Annotated in this window: 21 protein-coding genes and 2 pseudogenes; 10 read left to right on the top strand and 13 right to left on the bottom strand. The window is 72.4% G+C overall.

Going from position 1 to position 21,948, the window contains the following annotated elements:
• Window positions 1-209 precede the first annotated feature (209 nt).
• The 5 genes and pseudogenes from AB0L56_RS05735 to AB0L56_RS05715 all read right to left on the bottom strand — a co-directional run bounded on the left by AB0L56_RS05735 (window position 210) and on the right by AB0L56_RS05715 (window position 3,567).
• Window positions 210-581, bottom strand: coding sequence for a DUF6479 family protein (locus AB0L56_RS05735; protein WP_361035005.1), 372 nt, complete (start codon window positions 579-581; stop codon window positions 210-212).
• Window positions 582-868: 287 nt separating this feature from the next.
• Window positions 869-1,012: pseudogene (locus AB0L56_RS05730) on the bottom strand (MMPL family transporter); the annotation flags it as partial.
• Window positions 1,013-1,133: 121 nt separating this feature from the next.
• Window positions 1,134-1,448 (bottom strand): hypothetical protein, encoded by a 315-nt coding sequence (locus AB0L56_RS05725; protein ID WP_190164710.1) that lies wholly within the window; start codon window positions 1,446-1,448, stop codon window positions 1,134-1,136.
• Window positions 1,445-1,831, bottom strand: coding sequence for a winged helix-turn-helix domain-containing protein (locus AB0L56_RS05720; RefSeq protein ID WP_365419369.1), 387 nt, complete (start codon window positions 1,829-1,831; stop codon window positions 1,445-1,447). Before AB0L56_RS05720 ends, AB0L56_RS05725 begins: the two co-directional genes overlap by 4 nt.
• A gap of 536 nt (window positions 1,832-2,367) precedes the next feature.
• On the bottom strand, window positions 2,368-3,567 hold the full coding sequence (locus tag AB0L56_RS05715; protein ID WP_365419366.1) for a cytochrome P450: 1,200 nt from the start codon (window positions 3,565-3,567) through the stop codon (window positions 2,368-2,370).
• 108 nt (window positions 3,568-3,675) lie between these two features.
• Between AB0L56_RS05715 and AB0L56_RS05710 the strand changes: the two genes are divergently transcribed.
• The 3 genes from AB0L56_RS05710 (at window position 3,676) to AB0L56_RS05700 (ending at window position 5,398) form a co-directional block, all read left to right on the top strand.
• Window positions 3,676-4,434, top strand: a complete 759-nt coding sequence (locus AB0L56_RS05710; protein ID WP_365419363.1) for a helix-turn-helix domain-containing protein — start codon at window positions 3,676-3,678, stop codon at window positions 4,432-4,434.
• Between the two features lie 140 nt (window positions 4,435-4,574).
• The gene (locus tag AB0L56_RS05705; protein ID WP_361034993.1) at window positions 4,575-4,955 is read left to right on the top strand and encodes a MerR family transcriptional regulator; all 381 of its coding nucleotides are present in this window, start codon (window positions 4,575-4,577) and stop codon (window positions 4,953-4,955) included.
• Window positions 4,956-5,194: 239 nt separating this feature from the next.
• Complete coding sequence (locus AB0L56_RS05700) at window positions 5,195-5,398, top strand: cold-shock protein (protein ID WP_004985680.1); 204 nt, start codon at window positions 5,195-5,197, stop codon at window positions 5,396-5,398.
• Between the two features lie 123 nt (window positions 5,399-5,521).
• Here AB0L56_RS05700 and AB0L56_RS05695 read toward each other — a convergent pair.
• The 4 genes and pseudogenes from AB0L56_RS05695 to AB0L56_RS05680 form a co-directional block, all read right to left on the bottom strand.
• Window positions 5,522-5,677, bottom strand: a pseudogene (locus AB0L56_RS05695) (serine hydrolase); the annotation flags it as partial.
• A gap of 154 nt (window positions 5,678-5,831) precedes the next feature.
• Complete coding sequence (locus AB0L56_RS05690) at window positions 5,832-7,166, bottom strand: NAD-dependent succinate-semialdehyde dehydrogenase (protein WP_365419359.1); 1,335 nt, start codon at window positions 7,164-7,166, stop codon at window positions 5,832-5,834.
• Between the two features lie 81 nt (window positions 7,167-7,247).
• On the bottom strand, window positions 7,248-8,348 hold the full coding sequence (locus AB0L56_RS05685; RefSeq protein ID WP_365419356.1) for an alcohol dehydrogenase catalytic domain-containing protein: 1,101 nt from the start codon (window positions 8,346-8,348) through the stop codon (window positions 7,248-7,250).
• A complete protein-coding gene (locus AB0L56_RS05680; RefSeq protein ID WP_365419353.1) occupies window positions 8,348-9,829 on the bottom strand; it encodes an APC family permease in 1,482 nt (493 codons plus the stop codon). Before AB0L56_RS05680 ends, AB0L56_RS05685 begins: the two co-directional genes overlap by 1 nt.
• A gap of 217 nt (window positions 9,830-10,046) precedes the next feature.
• Between AB0L56_RS05680 and AB0L56_RS05675 the strand changes: the two genes are divergently transcribed.
• The 3 genes from AB0L56_RS05675 to bla all read left to right on the top strand — a co-directional run bounded on the left by AB0L56_RS05675 (window position 10,047) and on the right by bla (window position 13,397).
• Window positions 10,047-10,685, top strand: a complete 639-nt coding sequence (locus AB0L56_RS05675) for a TetR family transcriptional regulator C-terminal domain-containing protein (RefSeq protein WP_365419349.1) — start codon at window positions 10,047-10,049, stop codon at window positions 10,683-10,685.
• Between the two features lie 127 nt (window positions 10,686-10,812).
• Window positions 10,813-12,432 (top strand): penicillin-binding transpeptidase domain-containing protein, encoded by a 1,620-nt coding sequence (locus AB0L56_RS05670; protein WP_365419346.1) that lies wholly within the window; start codon window positions 10,813-10,815, stop codon window positions 12,430-12,432.
• A gap of 20 nt (window positions 12,433-12,452) precedes the next feature.
• Entirely contained in the window at window positions 12,453-13,397 is a 945-nt protein-coding gene (bla, locus tag AB0L56_RS05665; protein ID WP_365419343.1) for a class A beta-lactamase, read from the top strand.
• A gap of 17 nt (window positions 13,398-13,414) precedes the next feature.
• Here bla and AB0L56_RS05660 read toward each other — a convergent pair whose 3' ends face one another.
• On the bottom strand, window positions 13,415-13,735 hold the full coding sequence (locus AB0L56_RS05660) for an antibiotic biosynthesis monooxygenase (RefSeq protein WP_361034972.1): 321 nt from the start codon (window positions 13,733-13,735) through the stop codon (window positions 13,415-13,417).
• A 42-nt stretch (window positions 13,736-13,777) separates the two neighbouring features.
• Window positions 13,778-14,650, bottom strand: a complete 873-nt coding sequence (locus AB0L56_RS05655) for a hypothetical protein (protein ID WP_365419340.1) — start codon at window positions 14,648-14,650, stop codon at window positions 13,778-13,780.
• 261 nt (window positions 14,651-14,911) lie between these two features.
• Between AB0L56_RS05655 and AB0L56_RS05650 the strand changes: the two genes are divergently transcribed.
• From AB0L56_RS05650 to AB0L56_RS05635, 4 genes are all read left to right on the top strand, one after another.
• Window positions 14,912-16,051, top strand: coding sequence for a substrate-binding domain-containing protein (locus AB0L56_RS05650; protein ID WP_365419337.1), 1,140 nt, complete (start codon window positions 14,912-14,914; stop codon window positions 16,049-16,051).
• A gap of 48 nt (window positions 16,052-16,099) precedes the next feature.
• Window positions 16,100-17,047 (top strand): RNA polymerase sigma-70 factor, encoded by a 948-nt coding sequence (locus AB0L56_RS05645; RefSeq protein WP_365419334.1) that lies wholly within the window; start codon window positions 16,100-16,102, stop codon window positions 17,045-17,047.
• Between the two features lie 93 nt (window positions 17,048-17,140).
• A complete protein-coding gene (locus AB0L56_RS05640; RefSeq protein WP_365419332.1) occupies window positions 17,141-18,352 on the top strand; it encodes an FAD-dependent oxidoreductase in 1,212 nt (403 codons plus the stop codon).
• A 163-nt stretch (window positions 18,353-18,515) separates the two neighbouring features.
• Window positions 18,516-18,830, top strand: a complete 315-nt coding sequence (locus tag AB0L56_RS05635) for a hypothetical protein (RefSeq protein ID WP_365419330.1) — start codon at window positions 18,516-18,518, stop codon at window positions 18,828-18,830.
• A gap of 18 nt (window positions 18,831-18,848) precedes the next feature.
• Here the strand turns inward: AB0L56_RS05635 and AB0L56_RS05630 are convergent, their stop codons facing one another.
• Window positions 18,849-19,736, bottom strand: a complete 888-nt coding sequence (locus tag AB0L56_RS05630) for a hypothetical protein (RefSeq protein WP_365419327.1) — start codon at window positions 19,734-19,736, stop codon at window positions 18,849-18,851.
• 82 nt (window positions 19,737-19,818) lie between these two features.
• Window positions 19,819-21,921: a SpoIIE family protein phosphatase gene (locus AB0L56_RS05625; protein WP_365419324.1), complete on the bottom strand. Its 2,103-nt coding sequence runs from the start codon at window positions 21,919-21,921 to the stop codon at window positions 19,819-19,821.
• Window positions 21,922-21,948: the final 27 nt, after the last annotated feature.

The raw sequence follows: 21,948 nt of genomic DNA, 5'->3' as shown, positions 1-21,948 counted from the left end.
CGCACAGACCCTCTGCCGATCACTCGGCCCGGGACCTGCGGTGGCGTGCGGTGGGCCGGTGTCCGGTCAGTCGGTGGGCCGGTGGGGCGGGCCGGTGGTGGTCGCCGCGCCCGGGCAGCCCGGTCCGTGTGACCCGGTGGGCTGGGCCGGTGACGCACGGCCGACAGCGCGGCCGCTCCCGCGGCCGCGCGCCTGCGTGAGCCCGTGCGTCAGACGTGCCCGGGGCCTCCGCTGCCGAAGGCGCCGCTGGATCCGGGCAGCCAGCGCTTGCGGCTCTGGTCCTTGCCCGTCCTGGTGGCGGCATGATGGAGCTCGTAGGGCATCAGCCGGGAGCCCGTCCTCTCCACCAGCGGGATCTCGTCCGGCTCGCGCATCTCCCGCATCTCGTGGACCGCGCCGCCGTCCGGCAGCTTCGGCTGGTCCTCGGGCCGCGGGCGTGGCTCCTCGCGGTCCATGTACCGCATTCCGATACGTACGGCCAAGATCAGTGCGCCGGACACGATCATCCCGCCGATGAAGGCCCCGAGGACGGCCCATTGGTGCACATTTGCCGCTAGTTGTACATACGTTGCCGTGCTCATGTTTCCGAGTATGGCCGAAAAAATAGGATAAAGCGCCCGGAATGTCCGAATGATCAGTGCTGGGGGGAGGTTCACCGCCGCGAGGCGCGGGTGCGGAGCCTCGTTCGGCCTGTCCCGGCGGGCGGCCCGGCCCGCCGCATGGCAGATTGCGGCCAGAGGGAAGGCCGGGACGGGCCGTCGCGTCCCCACGTGTGCAGCTCGGGGCCCGGCCCCGGCCTTCCCGCGTCCGCCGTCTCCTTAAGCCGTCCCCACCGTCTCCGGAGCATCAGCATCCGCGGCCGGACCTCCGTCCCGTCGCGCGGCGGGTCCCGGAACAGGCGGCCCGGCCACCAGAACCGGCGGCCGAGGTCCAGGGCGAGGGCCGGCACCAGGACCGTACGCACGAGGAACGTGTCCAGCAGGACGCCGATGCCGACCAGCACACCCGGCCGGCGCGGGGCGCACGGAACGCGCACCACGGCGCACAGGGTGTGACGGTCGTGTGCCTGTACGGCCGGGAGTTGCAGCTCCCGGCCGTACCTCCGCCGCCCACGCGCGGGTGCCGGTATTCGGTTATTCGATCTCGCGCATCATCTTCTCCATCGAGCCGACCGCCAGCCGGGTCTGCGTCAGCTCGTCCAGCAGCTGCCGCTGCTCGTCGGTGGTACGGCGCTGCAACTCCACGGTGTCCTCGAGGAGTTGCGCGTACCGGGTGGCGAGTTCCTTGTACTGCTCCTCGCGGGCGGCCAGCATCCGGGCGCGCCAGGTGGCCGCGACCTGCCAGACGATCACGATCAGCAGGGTGAAGAACCCGGCCGCGCCGACGGCTCCCACCAGGACGCCGAGTTCCTCGGCGCCGGCGGCCTGCGTCACCAGTTCGTCGTTCACTTCGCTTCCTCTTTCGCGCTTCGGTCCGACCGGTGCGCGCTGCGGTCGGCGGTGTCCGCCCCGGCGTCGGTGAGCGTCGCGGCCGCGCGGGCGATGGTGTGCGGGGTGAGTTCGCAGACGAACGGCGTGACGTCGTAGTACCTCATGGTCTTGCCGTCCTCCGCGGCTTCGAGCGTGCCGTTGACGAGGCCCGCGGCCTCCAGCCGCTGCAGATGCATGTGCAGCAGCGGGCGGCTGATGCCGATCTCGCGTGCCAGCGCGCTGACGTAGGTGCGGTTCTTCAGGAGCGCCGCGACGATCCGCATGCGGTGCGGGTTGCCGAGCGCGGTGAGCACCTTCAGCAGCTCGTCGCCCGTGGATGCCGACGGCGGGACCTCGGGCATCGCGGCCCCCTTCCCTCGTACCTGTCAGAAAAGGCTGACAGCCCCCGGAGGGACCCGTCAAAGATTTCTGACACATCTCAGGGTCGGATGGGGGACGCCTCAGGGTCGGCTCCGGGAAGGCCCGGGGGACGTCCAGGTAGGCGCGGGCCGCGCGGGCGGGCAGCGGGACGCCGGGGTCGTAGGCCTCCGCCGGACAACGGGCGAAGGCCGACGAGGTGCGCGGGGTCAGTGCGTAGCGTTCGCGTCCGGCCTTGGCGCAGATGTCAGGCCGGGCGGGCCGAGGACCCGCTGCCAGCGGCCCAAAGAGCAGGGGGAAGGTGACCGGCGGGCGCCGGACGGCGTCGGCGTGGACCGCCCCGTACGCCGCCGGCGGGCGCCGCGCGCGGGCCGGGTCGCGGCGGTGGACGGGCCCCGTGCACCGGGAGGTGAAACCGTCCCGGGGCCGGCGGGACCGGCTCGGCGAGGTGCGCGGCGCCCGCATGGGTACGGCGCGGTCTCGTGCCTCGCCGTCGTACGCGCCTCCGAATGACCGGGCCTCAGGGGCGGGCTGCCGCTCCGTCCAGGCGTACCGGGAGCGTGGTCAGCCCTCGGAGTAGCGTGCTCGAGCGCCAGACGAGGGTGTCCGGGGCGGCGGCGAGGGTGAGGCCGGGGTGCCGTTCCAACAGGAGCCGGAGGGCGATGACGCCCTCCGCGCGGGCGAGCGGTGCGCCCAGGCAGTGGTGAGCGCCGTGTCCGAAGGCCAGGTGGCCCTGGGGGCGGCGGGTGATGTCGAAGCGGTCGGGATCGGGGAAGGCGAGCGGGTCACGGGAGGCCGCGGCCAGGGAGACGAGCACGGCGTCACCGGCGGCGACCCGGGTGCCGGCCAGTTCCAGCGGCTCCGCCGCGAAGCGGAAGGCGCTCGAGTGCACGGGGGAGTTGAAGCGCAGCGACTCCTCGATCGCGGCGCCGGCCAGGTCCGGGTCGGCGCGCAGCAGGGCGAGCTGGCCGGGGTGGGTCAGCAGGCTGTGCACCGTCGCGGAGATCAGGTTCACCGTCGTCTCATGCCCGGCGACGAGGAGCAGGAACGCCATGCCGAGGAGTTCCTCCGGGGCCATGCGGTCCTCGGCTTCCCTGGTCAGGTCCGCGAGCAGGGAGTCGTCGGGGGTGCGGGTCTTCTCGGCGATCAGTTCGGTGAGGTAGCCGGTCAGCGAGGCGCCCGCGGCGCCGGCGGCGTCCTCGTCGGTGGGCATGACCAGCTCTTTCGACCAGGTGTGGAAGGCCGCGCGGTCGGCCACGGGGACGCCGAGGAGGTCGCAGATCACCGTGACCGGCAGCGGCAGCGCGTAACCGGTGACCAGGTCGGTCCGGCCCGTCTCCGGCAGCCGGTCCAGCAGCCGGCGGGCCACGGTCTCGATGCCCGGCCGCAGGGCGGCGATCCGGCCCGGTGTGAAGCGGCCCGCCACCAGCCGCCGCAGCCGGGTGTGATGCGGCGGGTCGCTCTGCAGCATGTTGCGGCCGATGGCGTGGCCGCCGTCGGTCTCCCAGGTGGCGGAGTGCCGGATGTCGTTGCGCAGCCGGACGTCGGTCAGCGCGGCCCGCGCCGCTTCCCGCGTCACCACCAGCCAGGCGTCCCCGCTCCCCGGGATGTGGACGCGGTGCACCGGGCCCTTGGCCCGCAGGGCCGCGAGGACGGGGAACGGGTCGGCTGCCGGGTCGTGGCCGTCGGGGGCCAGCTCCTCCAGGGTGGGCGCTCGCACGTCGTCGTCCTCTCCGTGTACGACAATAAACGGGGAGTGCTCCCCACTTAGTCCGGCGACGATAGCATCCGGTCGGGGAGTGCTCCCCGCTTCGTACGGAGGAAGACGATGACCGTCGGTGAAGAGCCCACCGCCCCCGACCGCACCACGGCCGGCCCCGCCGCACAGGCGCCCGCACCCGCGCCCCGGCAGCGGCGGGACGCGCGGCGGAACCGGCACCGGCTGGTGGAGGCGGCGCACACGGTCTTCTCCGAGCAGGGCCTTGACGCCCCGCTGGACGTGATCGCGCGCCGCGCGGGGGTCGGCAACGCGACGCTGTACCGGCATTTCCCCACCCGTGCCGCGCTCGTCGACGCCGTCTTCCACGACCAGCTGACGGACACCATGGCGGCCGGCGAGCACGCGCGGACCGCCCCGGACGCCTGGACGGGTCTGACCGCTTACCTCCGGGCCGTCTTCGCCACTCTGGCGGCCGACCGCGGCACCAACGACCTCATGACCACCCGTCTGCCGGACGTCGAGGTCCTCCAGGCCGTGCACGCCCACAACCGCGAAACCGTGGAACTCCTGCTGGACCGGGCACGGGCGCAGGGCACCGTGCGCCCCGACGTCACCACCGAGGACCTGCTGTTCGCCCTCGCCGCCCTGGGCCGCGCCGTCCCGCCCCTGACGGCGGCCACCAGCCCCGACGCCTGGCACCGTCCCCTCGCCCTGTTCCTCGACGGCCTGCGCGCCACCCCGTCCGCACCGCCGCGGCCCCTCCCCGGCAGCGCGCTGACCGACGCGGAACTCGGTGCCGTCCTCGCCGAGATGGGCCCGCACCGCACCCGGACGGCGGAGGAGACGAGGACGAGAACCAGAAAGTAGCCGCAGCAGCCGCCGCACCGGAACGGCTAGGACATCTGTTCCGGCCGCGGCAGTTTTTCCGCCGAGGCGACTAGAGTTCCTCTGCGGGGAACCCGTCCCCGTGGCGGACCGTGTCCCTTGTGGTCCGCGGAAAGGTGCGCATGCCCTCGGAACGTCAGCCGTACGCCGACGGCCGGCAGCCGGACCAGGACCGGCACCCCGTCGCCGACCGGCTCGACGACGACCATTTCCCGGCCTACACCATGGGCAGGGCCGCCGAACTGGTCGGAGTCACACCCGCATTTCTCCGCGCGCTGGGGGAGGCGCGGCTGATCACCCCGACGCGTTCGGACGGCGGCCACCGCCGCTACTCGCGCCACCAGCTGAGGCTGGCCGCACGCGCCCGCGAGCTGGTCGACCAGGGCACTCCGGTCGACGCCGCGTGCCGCATCGTCAGCCTCGAGGAGCAACTGGAGCAGGCCGAACGGGCCAACGAGGAGCTCCGCCGGCACGGGGCGGACGCGGTCAACGGACACCGGTGAAAATCTGTCACCGCCGGATCAGAAATACCGCTCCCGCTGCGGAAAATGTCTTTCCCTAAACATGCCGTCGGTGTTTATTCCAGTGATTTTCCTCGCTTGCCTCCGCTATTTTCCGTGCTAGGCTGACGTCAGTTGCAGTTGTGGTTGCCAGTTTGCTACCGGGTCTCCGGGCAGGTGATCATCGCGACGATGTAGGGATTCGTAAAGTGCGAGTTCCGGCACTGTCTCAGGAGATTTATATGGCCACCGGTACGGTCAAGTGGTTCAACTCGGAAAAGGGCTTCGGCTTCATCGAGCAGGACGGCGGCGGCGCTGACGTGTTCGCCCACTACTCGAACATCGCCACCTCGGGCTTCCGCGAGCTCCAGGAAGGCCAGAAGGTGACCTTCGACGTCACCCAGGGCCAGAAGGGCCCGCAGGCGGAGAACATCGTTCCCGCCTGACCCGAACCCCCAGGGTTTGAGAGCAGGGTCCCGCACTTCGGTGCGGGACCCTGCTCTTTGTTTTCCTCGGCCGGCGCTTTTCCACGCGCCAATTTCCCCTGATCGACGCGAGCGCAATTCCTCCGCCCGCAGCGCGTCCACCGTGATTCCCGCCGCCGTTCCGATCCCCGCGTCGGCCGCCGGAAGGGTCGCGGCGGTGTGCGCGGTCCGGCTGAACACGGCGACGGCGTACCGGCCCCCGTCCGGGCACCCCACGACGCCCACCTCGTTGCGCAGGGTCAGGCCTGCCGACGCTCTGCGTCGCCCGCGCCGGGACGGTGTCCGGCGCGGCGTACCGCGGCCGACCGGGGGGAGACCCGGTCGGCCGTGGTGTGCGTGTGCAGCACTACGTCGCGTGGTCGAGCCCCGCGATCCGGCTGCGTTTCCCGTCCTGTCAGGCGACCGTGCGGATGAGCTTCTTGTTGACGAACTCGTCGATGCCGAGGCGGCCGAGCTCGCGCCCGAACCCGGAGCGCTTGATGCCGCCGAAGGGCAGCTCGGCCCCCTCGGCGCCCACACCGTTGATGAAGACCATGCCGGCCTCGATCCGGTCGGCGACGCGTTCGGCCTGGGCGGGGTCGGTGGTGAAGAGGTAGGAACCGAGCCCGTACGGAGTGTCGTTGGCGATCCGCACGGCGTCCTCCTCGTCCACGGCTCGGAAGACCATGGCGACCGGACCGAAGAGCTCCTGGCGGGCGGTCACGTGCGCGGTGGTGAGACCGGTGAGCACTCCGGCCGGGAAGTACGCGCCGTCGCGTTCCCCCTCGCTGTGCAGCGTCGCGCCCTCGGCGACGGCCGCGTCGACCTGACGGCCGAGGACCTGGGCGGCGGCGACCGACGACAGCGGCGCACCGGACTGGGCGGCGAGCAGCCGGGCCGTGAACCGCTCCACGAACGCGTCGTGCAGTTCCGCGGCGACGACGAACCGCTTGGCCGCGTTGCAGGCCTGGCCGGTGTTGTCGAGGCGGGCCGCGACCGCCGCCTCGACGACCGCGTCGAGGTCGTCCGTGGACAGCACGATGAAGGGGTCGGAGCCCCCGAGTTCGAGGACGACCTTCTTCAGGTTCCGGCCGGCGATCTCGGCCACGGCGGCACCGGCTCGTTCGGAACCGGTGAGCGACACGCCCTGGATGCGCGGGTCGGCGATCACGTCGGCGATCTGCTCGTTGGTGGCGTAGATGTTGACGTACGCGCCCGGCGGGAAGCCCGCCGCCGCGAAGAGCCTTTCGAGCAGAGCCGCCGTCATCGGGCACTGCGGGGCGTGCTTGAGGACGATGGTGTTGCCCACGGCGAGGTTCGGGGCGGCGAACCGTGCCACCTGGTAGGCGGGAAAGTTCCACGGCATGATGCCGAGGAGAGCACCCAGGGGGCCGCGCCGGACGAAGGCGCTGCCGGGACCGGAGGTGACCGCGAGCGGCTCGTCGGCGAGGAACGCCTCGGCGTGGTCGGCGTAGTAGTGGTAGATGTCGACGCAGAAGTCGACCTCGCCCTCCGCCTCCGGGAGCGGCTTGCCCATCTCCTGCACGATGCCCGCCGCGAGCTCCGCGCGGTGCTCGGCGTGCAGGTCCCCGAGCCGGCGCAGGGCGGCGGAGCGTTCGGCCACGGAGCTGCTGCGACCCCAGGCCGTGGCGGAGTGGGCGGCGGTCAGGGCCGCGTCGACCTCGGCGTCGCTCGCGGTCGGGTAGGTGGCCACGACGGTGTTCGTGGCCGGGTCGGTGACGGCGTACATCGGATCTCCAGGTGTGTGTGGGGGGGCGGGTATCGTACGAGCGGCCCCTGCCCGTGACAGGGGCGAGGGCCGGTGCGGGGGTCAGGGCCGCAGGATGGTGCGTACGCCGGCGCTCGCCCTGAGGTCGTCGAACGCGGCGGGAGCTTCGGCGAGGGGCCGGACGGTGCCGATCAGTTCGTCGACGGGGAGCCGCCCGGCCAGATAGAGGCCCGCGAGCTTGGGGATGTCGAGGGCACCGATGCTGGACCCGTAGTTGCACCCGAGGATCCGCTTGCCCTGGTCGGCGAGGTCGAACAGGTTGAACGCCCCGGTCGCGTCGGTGGGTGCCATACCGACCAGGACGGCGGCCCCGCCAGAGGTGAGCATGGCGGGCAGTGTCTCGATGACCCGGGGACTGCCGATCGCCTCGAACGCGTAGTCCATCCCGCCGAGCTCCTCCTGGCACCAGGTGGCGACGTCGGTGGCGCGGCCGTCGAGCGTGTGGGTGGCTCCGAACCGCTCGGCCACGGCCAGGCGCTCCGGTGAGAGGTCGACGGCGACGACGGGGTCCGCGCCGACGAGACGCAGGCCCATGACGACGGACAGTCCCACCCCGCCCGCGCCGACGACCACGGCGGACTCGCCGGGGCGCACCCCCGCGGTGTTCATGACCGCGCCGACGCCGGTGGTGATGGAACAGCCGAGCAGGGCGCCGATGTCGAACGGAAGGTCGTCGGGAACCTTCACCGCGGCGGCCTCCGGCACGACGACGCGGTCCGTGAACGCCCCGAGGCCCAGGTAGGGCCACACCTCCTCGTCCTGGGCGTCACGGAAGGGAGTGGTGCCGTCGGGCAGGGTGTTGGCGACGGCCCGGGTGCCGGTGCACAGCCAGGCCTGCCCCGCGATGCACTTGCGGCACTTCCGGCACGGTGCGAACCAGGACAGGACGACGTGGTCGCCGGCCTCCACGGAGGTGACGCCGCGGCCGGTGGCGGTGACCACGCCGGCCGCCTCGTGACCGAGGACGAGAGGGCGGTCGGTGGGCCAGTCCCCGTTCACGATGTGGAGGTCGGAATGGCATACGCCCGCGGCGCGTACGTCGATCTCGACCTCACCCGGTCCGGCGGGCCTGAGCGAGACGTCGCGCGTGTGGAGCCCGCCCACGGGGTCGAAGACGACGGCGGGGGAGTGCTGCTTGGGCATCAGGAGGCCCTGACCTCTTCCTTGGCCGGACGGGAGACGAGCTTGGTGTGGGGTTTGGCGGTCGCGACGTAGACGAGGCCGATGGCGAGAAGCACGGAGAAGACGAGGACCACGGCCCACACCTGGACCCAGCTGCCCGAGGCAGGAGCCAGTTCCTCGCGGGGCCAGGCCACGTTGACGGCCTCGAAGAGCAGCCACGCCACGGCGAGGACGTTGATCACCAGACCGGTCCGTCCCAGCCGCAGCTCTCCCTCGGCCGGCTTCCAACGGCCCCGGAGACGGGCGACGAGCGCGACGGCCGCGACGGTGAGGAAGATGAAGTAGAAACCGCCGGACCCGAAGGAGATCAGGGTGGCAGCGGCGTTGCCGTTCAGCCCGAGCAACAGCCCGAGACTGGCGAGCACCGCGGTGACGACGAGCGACACCCAGGGGATCTGGCGCGGCCCGACGGTGGCGAGCGTGCCGGAGAAGGGCAGCTGCCGGTCACGGGCGAAGGCGTAGACGGCCCGCCCGATGTAGGTCTGGATGGAGATGGCGCAGGCGAAGAAGGCGATGAGGACGACGGCGATGAAGGGCTTCTCGCTCCACCCGCCCAGGCTCTCGGTGACGGCCGTGAACACCGGGTCCGCGGTCTGGCCGGAGACGGCGTCCTCGGGGCGGCGCAGGGCGAGGGTCACGGCGAGTGCCGTCAGCAGCACGGTGAAGGCGACGAACAGGTACGCGCGGATCAGGGCCCGGGGCACGTTGCGGCGCGGGTGCTCGGTCTCCTCGGCGACCTGTGTGGTGGCGTCGAAGCCGAGGAACGCCCAGCCGGCCACGGCCAGGCACGTGAGGAACCCGGCCGCGACGGATCCGCCGGAGGCCGCCCCGGAGCCCAGGGTGTCGAAGAGGATGCCGAAGCCGTTGTGGTGCGCGAAGACCAGCAGCACCAGGCTCACCGCGATGGACGCGACGCCCTCGGCGATGATGCCGGCGTTGAGGAAGTGCTTCACCGGGTTGACACCGAGCAGGTTGATGCCCAGCGCCACGGCCACGAAGACCACGCCGAGGAGCACGTGGGCCGCGGCCGACAGGGGTGCGTCGCTGACGAGCATGTGCAGCCAGCCGGCGCCCAGGTAGGCCACCGTGGTCAGGGACGCGATGGCCGAGGCGAGATAGATCCAGCCCACCAGCCAGCCCAGGCGCGGGCCGCTGAGCCTGCGCACCCATTGGTAGACCCCACCCGTGATCGGGAACTGGGACGACAGCTCGGCGTAGACGACGCCGACCATGAGCTGGCCGAGGAAGGCGACGACGACCGCCCAGATCCACGCGGGGCCGGCGAAGACGAACCCGAGCTGCACGACCGCGTAGATGCCGACGACGGGCGAGATGGTCGCGAAACCGATGGCGAAGACGGCCCATGCGGACAGGGTCCGTTTGAGCTCCTGTTGGTAGCCGTACTCGGCGAGTTCAGCGGCATCGGTGCGTGTGTTTCCCACGGTGGTCTCCTGACAGGGGTGCGTACGGGCGCAGGCGCTGCACCGCCTTCCCAGGGCAGCGGCCGGCACGGGCGCGGTGACGGTCCGGCCGACCGGGGCGGTCGGTGGCTCGTGGTTCGCGTGGGGGTCCGTGCGACGGCAGCCGCCCACGCGGCCCGGTTAATTGGGCGCGTGAACAATTGCCTAATTGGGTGCTTACCCAATAGCATCCCGTCCCATGGAGTCAAGGGGTGCCGGCAAACAGGTCCGCAAACCACCCGCGGAGCGGCGCAACGAGATGGTGGGGGCGGCCGCGCGGGTCGCGCTCGGTGAGGGCCTGGAGTGCGTCACCCTCCGGCGGGTCGCCGAAGAACTCGGGGTCCGGGCCGGACTCGTCGGCCACTACTTCCCGATGGCCGAGGAGCTGGTGGCCGAGGCGTTCGCCAGTGCCACCATGGCCGAGCTGGACAGTCTGCTCCCCGAGGTACCGGACGGACGGAGCGGGCGGGGCGCGCTGGACGCGGTGCGCGAACTCCTGGCCCGCATCGGTGGGGCGGAGTTCGACGACGTGAGCAGGCTGTGGCTGAACGCGCGCCACCTGTCGCGCTACCGGCCCGTGCTCCGGGACCAGGTGGTGAGCCAGGAGCTCCTGTGGTGCCGGCGCCTGGAACAGGTCGTCGCCGAGGGGGTGAACGGCGGGGTGTTCGGCTGCGAGGATCCCTGGACCGCCGCCGTACGCGTCCTGGTCGCGATCGACGGAACGGGTTCCTACGTCAACACCAGCGCCGACCGGCGCTCAGCGGCCGTCGACGGCCTGGTCCGCGACCTCACCGAAACGGTACTGGGATTGAGCCCGGGCGCCCTGCGAGCCCCCTGACCGGCCGGGCGCAAAGCACTCCAGGTGCCGCACCAGGTCCACGACCAGTCATCAGATCGAGTAATAATCGGTTCGAGATCTATAGCGGTCTTGGACGGACCAGGCCCACCCCTGCTGTGGTCGGTGCATGAACTCCTCCCCCTACTTTCCGCCGGGCGGCCCCCGTCGTCGCCGTCCGCGCAGGACCACCAGATCTCTCACCGGCGTCGCGGTGGTGGCCGCGGTTGCCGCGGGCGGGGCGTATGCGGCCGGCGTCGGACCCTTCGCCCGTGACGCCGGGCCCGATCCGGAGGCGGTGGCCGAGGCCCGCGCGTTCCTCGCCGACTGGTCCGCCGGACGGCTGCCGGACGCCGCCGCCCGTACGACCGGACCGCACCGCGCGGAGCAGGTCCTGGGCAGCTTCACCGCCGGGCTCGACATCGAGAAACCGGAGCTCACGGCCGGGAAACCCGAGGAGACCGGCGACGGCACCGTCACCGTGCCCTTCACCGCGCGGATGCCCGTCACCGGCCTCGGCACCTGGACGTACATCTCTCAGCTGCCGCTGCGGGAGCAGGACGACGGCACCTGGAAGGTGGAATGGAAGCTGTCGCTCGTCCACCCGAGGCTCAGTGACACGGAGAAGTTCCGTCTGGAACGCGAGGAGGCGGTACCCGTTGAGGTCACCGACCGCGATGGCGAGACCCTGACCGGCGCCACCCACCCGTCCCTCGCGCCGGTCCTCGCCCAGCTCGCCGTGGGCGGCGGTCCGCGCGGGGCGGTGCACCTCGTCGACCGGGCCACGGATCAGGTCCAACGCACGGAGGTGTCCTTCGGCGGCGAGAAGACCCGCAAGGACGAAGGCCCCGTACGCACCACTCTCGACGCCCGCTGGCAGTCGGCCGCCGAACGCGCCCTCGCGAAGGCCGACGGCAAGAACGCCGCGCTCGTCGCCCTGCGCATCGACGACGGCGAGATCCTCGCCGTGGCCAACGCGCCCGCCTCCGGCTTCAACCGCGCGGTCTCCGGCACCTACGCCCCCGGCTCCACGTGGAAGATCGTGACCAGCAGCGCCCTGCTGCTGAAGGACCCCGTGGCGCCGGACGACGTCGTGGACTGCCCCAAGTACCTGACGGTGGGCAAGCGGTTCCAGAACGTGGAGGGGTCGGAACACCCCGGCGCCACCTTCCGCAAGGACTTCACCGAGTCCTGCAACACCGCGTTCATCAGCCTGCGCGGGCGGCTCGGCGAGGGCGAGCTCGGGGACGTGGCGAAGAAGTACTTCGGGGTCGGCCAGAACTGGCACGTGGGCGTCCCCTCGTACGACGGCTCGGTGCCGGTGCCGCGCGACGCCGCGGAGAAGGCCGCGTCGATGATCGGGCAGGGCCGGGTCCAGGCCAACCCGCTGATCATGGCGTCGGTCACCGCGACGGCCGTGTCGGGCACCTTCCACCAGCCCTCGCTCGTTGACGGCACCAAGGACACCACCCGCACCACGCCCCTGCCGCGGAAGGTCGTGACCCAGCTGCGCGCACTGATGCGGGCCACGGTCACGGAGGGCACCGGCCGCGTCCTGTCCAACCTGCCCGGCGACATCGGCGCCAAGACGGGCACCGCCGAGGTCTCCGACGACCAGGAGAACAACGGCTGGATGGTCGCCCACCGGGGCAACGTGGCCGTGGCCTGCCTGGTCGAGGAGGGCGTCACCGGCGGCGGTTCGGCGGGACCGGTGATCCGCGAGCTGCTGACCGCCGTACCCGAGTCCTGACCGCACCCGACCGAAAGGGAATGTCCCCTGTGACCTCACACCCCTCCCGCCGTGCCCTGCTGCTGACCGCGGCCCTCGCTCCCGCAGCCGGGTGCGCCGCCGGCAAGCCCGTGCGCGAGCGGGGCCGGGACGGCACCGCGGCACCGTCGTCCCGGCCCTCCTCGGGCCCGGGCGCGCCCGCCCCGCTGACCCCCCGGAGCCTCGCCGGCCTGGAACGCGAGTACGGCGCCCGCCTCGGGGTGTACGCCGTCGACACCGGTACCGGCGCGACCGTCGCCCACCGCGCCGACGAACGCTTCGCGTTCTGCTCCGTGTTCAAGACGCTCGCCGCGGCCGCCGTCCTGGACCGCGGCCCGCTCGCCGGCCTGGACGAGCGCGTCCCCTACACCGGCGCCGACCTCGTCGGCTACTCACCGGTCACGGAGAAGCACACCGGCAGCGGCATGACCCTGCGTCAACTCTGCGACGCCGCCGTCCGCCACAGCGACAGCACCGCCGCCAACCTGCTGCTGCGTCACCTCGGCGGCCCTCCCGCCCTCACCGCCCACCTGCGCGGACTCGGTGACTCCGTCAGCCGCCTGGACCAGGACGAACCCGAGCTGAACGGCAACCCGCCAGGAGACCCCCGGGACACCACGACCCCCCGGGCCGTCGCCGCCGACTACCGCGCCCTCGTCCTCGGCGACGCCCTGCCGGCCGCCCAACGGACGCTGCTCACGGACTGGCTGGTGGGCAGCACCACCGGCGCCCGGCGCATCCGGGCCGGCGCCCCCCGCGGCTGGAAGGTGGGCGACAAGACCGGCACCGGCGACTGGGGCCGGGCCAACGACGTCGCCGTCCTGTGGCCCGAGCGTGGCGCCCCGCTGGTGCTGGCCGTCCTGACCGACCGCCCCGAGCGGGACGCGAGCCCCAGCGACCCGCTGGTCGCCGAGGCCGCCCGCCGGGTGCTCGCCGCCCTCCGCTGAACGGGATGGGCCGTGACTCAGCCCTGCTTGGGCGCGGCCTGCTGGACCACCTCGAACGACCAGAGCGTGGCGTCCGTCGCCGCCGGGCGGGGCTTCTCACCCTGCGCCCCGCCGTGGGCGGCCTCCCCCCGGCCGGCCATCCAGCGCTGGAAGTCCTCCTCGGTCCGCCACCGCGTGTACACGAGGTAGGTGTCGGTGCCCTCCACCGGACGCAGCAGCTCGAACCACTCGAACCCGTCCGAACTCTCCACCGCCCCGGCCCGTGCGGCGAACCGCTGCTCCAGCGTCTCGCGCTGCTCTTCCGGGACGGTGAGTACGTTGATCTTGACGATGCTCATGTCCCGATTGTTCCGCAGGGCCGGCGCCCGGGGCGCGGTGGGTCAGCCCAGGCAGATGACCAGGAGGCAGAGCTGCTGGGAGGAGGCCTGTTCGCCGGCCGGCGGGGTGGTGGGGGCGGGCCGGGAGCCCTCGCCCCGCTCCGTGCCGCCCGCCGCGTCGCCGTCGTCGGCGGCCGGGGGCGGGGGCGGCGGTGTCGGCCGGGTCGCCGTGCCGGAGCCGGAGCCGGAGCCGGAAACGGAGGCGGAGCCCGACCCCGTGTCCACGCTCCCTTCGGCGCCCACGCTTCCGTTCGCCTCCGAGCGGGCGCCGGAACGGGAGACGGAGTCCGGGGCGGTCGTCCGCGGCCGGGGCGTCACCTCCGTATGCCTCTCGGAAACGCTCTCCGTGCGGGACGGGGCGGGGGACGCCTGCGCGGTCTCGGCCGGCGCCCCGCGCTCGTCGTCACCGGCCCGGGGCGACTGCGGCGTACGGTCCGGGGAGGTGGCCGTGGAGCCCGGGTCGGTGGTGCCGTCCGCGGACTCCGTCGCGCTGCCCATGCCCCGGAAGTCGGGCGCCGTCGCGGCCTGGGCGCGGTCCCCGTTGCCCCGGTCCATCGAGGCGAGGGTCAGCCCGCCGCCCACGAGGGCCACGGCCGTGGCGACCAGGGCCCGTCGCTGGGTCTTCCTCCAGCGGGTCAGCTGCCGCCGTCGTGCCGCCCTTCCGATGCCAGACGGCGCGGGCGCCGGTGACGCCGTGTCACGCGGGCGCGGGGCGGGGGGTGTGACGGCCGCGGCGGGCTCGGCTGCCGCGCTCACCCCACCGCGGACCGCGGGGCCGCCGATGACGCTGGGCGCGATGTCCGGGGCGTAGGCGCCGCAGCCCGGGCAGACCAGGGCGCCGTTCAGATGCCGGCGACACGTGGAGCAGTAGTCCATCCGCTGTCTTCCTGAGTTGACGTACCGATCGCCCGGAGGCGAACGGTACGGAGCAGGGAACAGCAACGCTAGCCAGGGCCACGACGCACTGTGTGCAGCCCCTGTGCCTCTCCTGCGCACATTCTCTGGGCGCCGCGCGAGAAGGTCGTGAGCGCGGGTGCCGCACCACCCCACAACGGACACACTGCTGGTCGACCTTCAGGCCGGAGCCGCCAGCCACTCGGTCGCCCATGCAGTACGTCCGCCCGGAAGGCCCCGCACGTGAACCCCCGTACCACCCCCGCCCCCACCGCCGTACGCCGTTCCGCCCTGTTCCTGACCGCCACGCTGTCGGCCCTCTCGCTGACCGGCTGCGGTCTCTTCGGCGCCACCGGCGAGGACGACACGGAACGAGGCCCGAATAACTACGACATGACGGTGGGCCTGCTGCTGCCCGACAAGGACACGGCGCGCTTCGAGAAGTTCGACTACCCGCTCATCAGGGACCGGATCTCCTCCCTCACCAACAAGCAGGGCAAGGTCGTCTACGCGAACGCCGAGGGCAGCACGGCCAAGCAGAGCGAGCAGTTCCAGAAGCTGATCGCCGACGACGCCGACGTGATCCTGGTGGACGCGGTCGATGCCGCGGCCGTCGCGCCGGACGTGAAGAAGGCGAAGGAGGCGGGCATACCCGTCATCGCCTACGACCGTCTCGCCGAGGGCCCGATCGACGCGTACGTGTCGCACGACAACGAACTCGTCGGCCAGGTGCAGGGCCGCGCTCTGGTGAACGCGCTCGGTGAGAACGCCGAGAAGAGCAAGGTCGTCATGATGAACGGCGCGGCCGCGGACCCGAACTCGGCGCTGTTCAAGAAGGGCGCGCTGAGCGAGCTGAGCGGCAAGGTGGACATCGTCAAGGCGTACGACACCCACAAGTGGCTGCCCGAGGTCGCCGCGAAGAACATGCGCAAGGCGCTCAAGGAGGTCGGCGCGGGCAATCTCGCCGCGGTGTACTCGGCGAACGACGGCATGGCCGGTGCCGTCATCGAGGTGCTGGGGGACGCGGGCCTCTCCGACCTGCCGCCGGTCACCGGGCAGGACGCGGATCTCGCGGCGGTGCAGCGGGTCGCCGCGGGCACGCAGTACATGACGGTGTACAAGTCCTTCCTGCTGGAGGCGACGGGGGCCGCGGACATGGCGGTGGCCAAGGTGCAGGACCGCTCGATCCAGTTCGACGCCCTCGCCCGGGACCGCATCGACAGCCGCACGCGGAAGGACATTCCGGCGATGCTGGTCCCCGTGGTCGCCCTGACCAAGGAGAACATCGAGGACACGGTGATCGAGGACGGCGTCTACACCGCCGAGGACATCTGCACCCAGCCGTACGCGGCGGCCTGCGCGGAGATCGGCCTGGCGCCGTGAGAAACACCTTTGCGGGGGACGGCGGCCCGAAGTCGTAGGATCCGGGGCATGGCCCTGAGCGTGCGCGACGTGGAGCGGTTCATGGCCTCCAGGCCCCGGCTGGAGGCCATCGCCTACCGGCTGCTCGGCTCCGCCGCTGAGGCCGAGGACGCCGTGCAGGAGACGTTCCTGCGGTGGCAGGGCGCCGACGTCGACAGCATCCGGGTCCCCGAGGCGTGGCTGACGAAGGTGCTCACCAACCTGTGCCTCAACCAACTCGCCTCCGCCCGCGCACGGCGCGAGACCTATGTGGGTGAGTGGCTTCCCGAGCCGCTGATCGCCGGGGACCCGATGCTGGGCCCCGCCGACACCGCCGAACAGCGGGAGTCGGTGTCGTACGCGGTCCTCGTCCTGCTGGAGCGGCTCACCCCGAACGAGCGGGCCGTGTACGTCCTGCGGGAGGCGTTCGACTACGCGCACCGGGAGATCGCCGAGATCCTCGAGATCACCGAGGCGGCCAGTCAGCAGATCTTCCACCGCGCCAGGAAGCATGTCGCGGAGGGCAGGGCCCGTACGGAGATCGACGAGGCCGCCGCCCGCCGGGTCGTCGAGGAGTTCCTCGCGGCCGCCACCAGCGGGCGGACCGAGCCGCTGGTGCGGCTGCTCACCCAGGACGCCGTCTCGGTCGGCGACGGCGGCGGAAAGGTCCCGGCCCGCGCCAAGCCGTTCGAGGGCGCGCTCGCGGTCGCGAAGTTCCTCCGCGGCCTGTTCCTGCCGGGCAAGGCCAAGCGGGACCTGGTCGGCGGCTCCCCCGAGGTCTACGCGACGACGGCCAACGGAGACCCCGCCCTCTTGGCGGTCGTCGACGGCCGGGTCGTCGCCGTCATGTGCCTGGAGGTCACCGGCGAGGGCATCGCCGCCGTCCGGAACCAGGTCAACCCCGACAAGCTCGAACGGGTGACCGAACGCTGGGCGGCTGCCGGCCAGGGGGAACCCCTGATGCGTATCGCCTACTGACCATCATGTGACCTGCGTCACATACCACTCCTGTCGGGAAACGGCGGGCCGTCCGGTTCAAGGGGCGAATCCGCTGACGACAGGAGCAAGGCCATGCAGCACCGCATCATCGTCCTCGGAGCCGGCTACACCGGAGCCACCGCCGCCGGACGCCTCGCCAGGCGGCTGCGCAGCCAAGACGTCGCCATCACCCTGGTCAACGCCGATCCGGAATTCGTCGAACGCGTCCGCAACCACGAGGTGGCGGCCGGCCGCCGGATCAAGCACCGTCCCCTCGCCGAGATGCTCGCCGGAACCGGCGTGGAACTGAGGATCGCGCAGGTCACGGGCGTCGACGTGGACCGCAGGGCGGTCGCCGTGCGGGACGCGGACGGCGAGGGCGAGCTGGAGTACGACACCCTCGTCCACGCCCTCGGCAGCCGGTGGAACGACCAGGGCGTGCCCGGTTCCGCCGAGCACGCCCACGAGATCGCGGGCCGTTCCGGGGCGCTCCGGGTGCGCGAGCGGATCGCCGGCCTGGACGCCGGACAGCACGTCGTCGTGGTCGGCGGCGGGCTCACCGGGCTCGAGGCCGCGTCCGAGGTCGCCGAGGCCCGCCCGGACCTCGACGTCGCGCTCGCCGCCCGCGGCGCCCTCGGCGACTGGCTCTCCCCCAAGGGCCGCCGGCACCTGCGCAAGGTGTTCGACCGGCTCGGCATCACCGTGCACGAGCACGCCGACGTCACGGGCGTGGAGGCCGACCGTGTCACCACCGCCGGCGGCGGCTCCCTCCCGGCCGACCTCACGCTGTGGACCACCGGTTTCGCCGTCCACCCCATCGCGCGGGCCACGGGCCTGGAGGCCACCGGCACCGGCCAGATCGTGGTCGACGGGACCATGCGCTCGGTCTCGCACCCCGAGGTGTACGCCGTCGGCGACGCCGCCATGGTGATCGGCCCCGGCGACAAGCCGCTGCGGATGTCCTGCGCCTCCGGTATGCCCACCGCGTGGCAGGCCGCCGACGCGATCGCGGCACGGCTGACCGGCGGAAAGGTCCCCAACGTGCCGATCCGCTACTACAACCAGTGCATCTCGCTGGGCCGCAGGGAGGGCATCATCCAGTACGTCACCGCCGACGACCGCGCCCTCGGCCTGGCCCTGACCGGACGGCTCGCCGCCGTCTACAAGGAGCTGGTCTGCAAGGGCGCCGCCTGGGCCGTGGCCAACCCGACGCTCGGACTGCCGACCCGCCGCCGCGCCGTACGGACCCCGGCGCAGCCGGCCCCGGCGGCCCCGGCCGACTCCACGGCCGAGGCGGCGGCCTGACCCCCGCTCACCCGTCCGGGCCGCCTGGTGACCAGGGGGCCCGGACCGGCGACGTGGCGCGGACTGCCCTTCCCGGAAGCCAACGCCCCACGCCGTCTGAACCCGGGCAACCCGGGTAGAAGCGTGGTCGACCACGACCAGCGCACCCGAGGAGCCCGCCGTCGTGACCAGACCCGGCCGATCCCTGCCCCGCCGACTGCGCCACGCCCTCTGCGATATCGCCGCGCTCGTCTACCTCGGGCTCTGCGCCGCCCTGCTGATCTGGGCGTTGGCGGTGAGCGCCGGCGAGACCGAGGACGCCTCCCTCGCGGGCGTCATCCCGCTGCTCGCCACCGCCCCGGTCAGCTTCGTGCTGATCCTTCTGCCGGACAGCCCCGTGATGTTCGTCCTGGCCGTCGTCGTCGGCGCACTGGTCAACGCCACGGTCATCGGCTGGTGCTCCCGCGCGCTGCGCCGGGGTGCCGAAACCTCGCGGTAGGGCCGTCCGGCGTCCGGGTTACGGCGTCTCGCCGCGCATCCGCTTCGCGGCACGGCCCAGCAGGGTCATGGCGCCCAGGCAGATCGCGGTGACCGTGCCGCCGACGGCGAGCGCCATGAGTTCGCCGTTCTTCACGCCGTTGACCAGCATCAGCGCACCGACCGCCATGATCACGGAGTACAGGGCGCGGCCCACCTTGGCACCGGCCGGGATCACCCGGAGCAGCTGCGGAATGGTGCTCGCCGCGGCGGCGCCGAGCGCGGCCGGGATGGCGGCGCCGAGAAGCAGGGCGCCGAAGCCGAAGGAGTTGCCGTAGGCGCCCCATCCGGCGCCCTGGACGAGCAGCCAGCCGGCCGCGCCCAGGGACAGCACGACGAGCAGGCCGTTGATATAGGCGGCCAGCGTGGCGGCCTTGCGCGCACCCGGCAGATGCGCGGCCGGGGACCGCCAGGCGTCCGGTGTGATCTGCCGCAACTGGCGCCGCAGAGCGGCCGACTTGAGGAACCCGGCGACACCGACGGCCAGCAGGGCGAGACCGGCGAGCGCGGCGACGAAGCCGGAGGGCTGCTCGGTGATGCCGTAGTGGAGTCCGCCGAAGGTGAGCGGAATGCCCAGCACGAAGCCGACGGCGAGCATCTTGCTGCTCGACTGGATCTTGATGACCAACTCGCGCTGGTTGACCGTGAGTCCGGGATCGACCACCATGCGCGCGTCCCCGACCTGCTGCTGCGGCACCGGCTGTTGGTACTGCGGCGGGTGCGGCTGCTGCGGCTGGTACGGCTGCTGCGGATACTGCTGCTGCGGCGGGTACTGCTGCTGTGGGTAGGGCCCTTGAGGCGGGTACGCCCCCTGCGGCTGATGCGGGCCTTGCGGCGCGTAGGGACCCTGCTGTTGACCCGGATACATACGTGTCTCCCCCGAAACGGCGTTTGTCGGCCCGTGAGTCTGCCACATCCGCGCCCGGGGGCGGGCCAGGGTCACCGAACCCTCACAGCTCCGCGGCCTCCGCCATGTCGAAGGCCTCCATCAACGTCAGCGGGTCCTTGGACGCCTCGTCGAGGCGTTGCTCGGACCAGATCGTCTTGTCCTGGCGGCTGTGCCGTACGCCCCAACGGGAGCTGAGCCGCATCACGATGAAGAGGCCCCGGCCGCCCTCGTCGCTCGTGCGGGCGTGCCGCAGGTGGGGGCTGGCGCTGTTGGCGTCCGTGACCTCGGAGAGCAGTCGGTGCTGGTCGTGGATGAGCCGCAGCCGCACCGGCCCCTTGCCGTAGCGGATGGCGTTGGTGACGAGTTCGCTGACGATGAGCTCGGTGGTGTAGACCACCCAGTCCAGGTGCCAGGCCGCGAGCTGCTGGTTGACGAGCCGACGCGCCGTGCCCACCACGGAGGGGTCGGTGGGCAGCGTCCAGTCCGCGACCTGTTCCGGGGCCAGTACGTGGACGCGCGCGAGCAGGAGGACCGCGTCGTCGCGAGGCGAGGGCGCCAGCCGGTACACGGCGGTGTCGCACAGTTCCTGCAGGGGCTGGGACGTGGTGGCGAGGACGTTCGCGAGGTCTTGCTCGGCGGCCGTCTCGCCGTCGCTGCCGGAGGCGAGGAGACCGGGGGTGCACAGGGCGAGCAGGCTGCCCGGGGCGAGCTGGACCTCGGTCGAGCTGAAGGGCTGCCCGCCGCCCGGTCCCAGCGGCGGCCCCTGGGGGACGTCCACGGTGAGCGGCGAACCCTCGGGGTCGACCAGGACCGGTGCGGGGTGATCCGCCCGGATCATGGTGCACTGACGGGAGACGGGATCGTAGACGACGATCGCGCAGGTCGCCGTATGACGGTCCGCGCCCGAGGCGCCCGAGGTGTCCGCCGTCGGGAGCTGGGCGGCGACCTCGTCCACATAGGTCAGCATCTCGTCCGGCTCCAGGTCCTGCAGCGCCAGCGTGCGCAGGGCGATGCGGAGCTGGCCCATCGTGGCCGCCGCCTCGATGCCGTGCCCGGTGACGTCACCGACGACCAGGGCGACCCGGGCGCCGGAGAGCGGGATGACGTCGAACCAGGCGCCGCCCGCTCCCTCGGGCAGGTACACATGGGCGGTGTCCACCGCCGAGAGGCGGGGAATCTCCCCGGGCTGGAGCCTGCGCTGCAGCGCGGAGGCCACGATGTGCTCCCGGCGGTAGCTGCGCGCGTTGTCCAGGTGCGCGGAGGCGGTGGCGGCCGCCTGCCGGGCGACGTCCAGATCCGCCTCCTGGAAGGCCTCGGTGCGGTTGCGGTACAGGGTCAGCAGGCCCAGGACGGTGCCCCGCGCCCTCAGCGGGGCGACGATCATGGAGCGTATGTCCGCCGCGATGAGCCGTGTGGAACCGTCCCGGTCGGCCGAGAGCCACGGATCGTCCGGGGACACCGGGACCAGACGGGCCTGGGTGTCGTTGAGGGCCTGGGTGTACGGGGTGGGGTAGGGGAAGGGCAGGCTCTCGCCCTTCTTCCTGGCCGGCTCGATGCTCGTCGGAGCGAAGGCCACCCTGCGCAGCGGCACGTCCGTCGGCACGGGCCCGGGCCGGGGCGCGCTCCCGCTGGGGTCGTCCTCGAGCAGGTCGACGCTCGCCGCGTCGGCGAAGGCGGGCACCAGCGCATGCACGAGTTCCTCCGCCGTGGTCCCCACCTCCAGGGTCGAGCCGACGCTCTCGTGCACCGCTCTGAGGACGGCGAGGCGGTCCGCCGCGGCCTCCCGCTCGGTCACGTCCTCGACGACGCCCACCAGCCCGGGGATCTCGCCGTCCCGGCTGGGCAGCGGAAACAGGGACACCTCCACGGCGACGGTGACCTGCGGGTCCGACGGCGAGGGCCCGCGCACCACCCGGCTGCGCAACGGCTCCCCGGTCGCGAAGGCCTCGTCGATCAGCGCCCTGAGCTCATCCGCCTCGAATGCGGGGGTGAAGTCCTCGATGGCGTGCCCGATGACGTCGCCGGCGGGCAGCCCCCGTACGCCCCGGCCGGCCGGGTTGCAGCGGGTGACCTTCCCTTCGGCGTCGAAGACGAACACATGCTGGCGCGAGTCGGCGAACAGCGCGTTCAGTACGGCGGTGTCGTCGACAGGACAGCCTGTCACCGCAAGCTCCCTTCGCGGACCTCCCTC

The organism is Streptomyces sp. NPDC052079, assembly GCF_040680275.1.
GTDB lineage: Bacteria > Actinomycetota > Actinomycetes > Streptomycetales > Streptomycetaceae > Streptomyces.
This window is presented reverse-complemented; position numbering and strand designations above follow the sequence as displayed.

What these genes read in the sequence shown, in the direction of transcription:
- AB0L56_RS05735 (WP_361035005.1), bottom strand. Translation starts at nt 581, where the DNA reads ATGAGCACGGCAACGTATGTACAACTAGCGGCAAATGTGCACCAATGG.
- AB0L56_RS05720 (WP_365419369.1), bottom strand. Translation starts at nt 1,831, where the DNA reads ATGCCCGAGGTCCCGCCGTCGGCATCCACGGGCGACGAGCTGCTGAAG.
- AB0L56_RS05710 (WP_365419363.1), top strand. Translation starts at nt 3,676, where the DNA reads ATGACCGTCGGTGAAGAGCCCACCGCCCCCGACCGCACCACGGCCGGC.
- AB0L56_RS05705 (WP_361034993.1), top strand. Translation starts at nt 4,575, where the DNA reads ATGCCCTCGGAACGTCAGCCGTACGCCGACGGCCGGCAGCCGGACCAG.
- AB0L56_RS05700 (WP_004985680.1), top strand. Translation starts at nt 5,195, where the DNA reads ATGGCCACCGGTACGGTCAAGTGGTTCAACTCGGAAAAGGGCTTCGGC.
- AB0L56_RS05690 (WP_365419359.1), bottom strand. Translation starts at nt 7,166, where the DNA reads ATGTACGCCGTCACCGACCCGGCCACGAACACCGTCGTGGCCACCTAC.
- AB0L56_RS05685 (WP_365419356.1), bottom strand. Translation starts at nt 8,348, where the DNA reads ATGCCCAAGCAGCACTCCCCCGCCGTCGTCTTCGACCCCGTGGGCGGG.
- AB0L56_RS05675 (WP_365419349.1), top strand. Translation starts at nt 10,047, where the DNA reads ATGGAGTCAAGGGGTGCCGGCAAACAGGTCCGCAAACCACCCGCGGAG.
- AB0L56_RS05670 (WP_365419346.1), top strand. Translation starts at nt 10,813, where the DNA reads ATGAACTCCTCCCCCTACTTTCCGCCGGGCGGCCCCCGTCGTCGCCGT.
- bla (WP_365419343.1), top strand. Translation starts at nt 12,453, where the DNA reads ATGTCCCCTGTGACCTCACACCCCTCCCGCCGTGCCCTGCTGCTGACC.
- AB0L56_RS05660 (WP_361034972.1), bottom strand. Translation starts at nt 13,735, where the DNA reads ATGAGCATCGTCAAGATCAACGTACTCACCGTCCCGGAAGAGCAGCGC.
- AB0L56_RS05655 (WP_365419340.1), bottom strand. Translation starts at nt 14,650, where the DNA reads ATGGACTACTGCTCCACGTGTCGCCGGCATCTGAACGGCGCCCTGGTC.
- AB0L56_RS05645 (WP_365419334.1), top strand. Translation starts at nt 16,100, where the DNA reads ATGGCCCTGAGCGTGCGCGACGTGGAGCGGTTCATGGCCTCCAGGCCC.
- AB0L56_RS05640 (WP_365419332.1), top strand. Translation starts at nt 17,141, where the DNA reads ATGCAGCACCGCATCATCGTCCTCGGAGCCGGCTACACCGGAGCCACC.
- AB0L56_RS05630 (WP_365419327.1), bottom strand. Translation starts at nt 19,736, where the DNA reads ATGTATCCGGGTCAACAGCAGGGTCCCTACGCGCCGCAAGGCCCGCAT.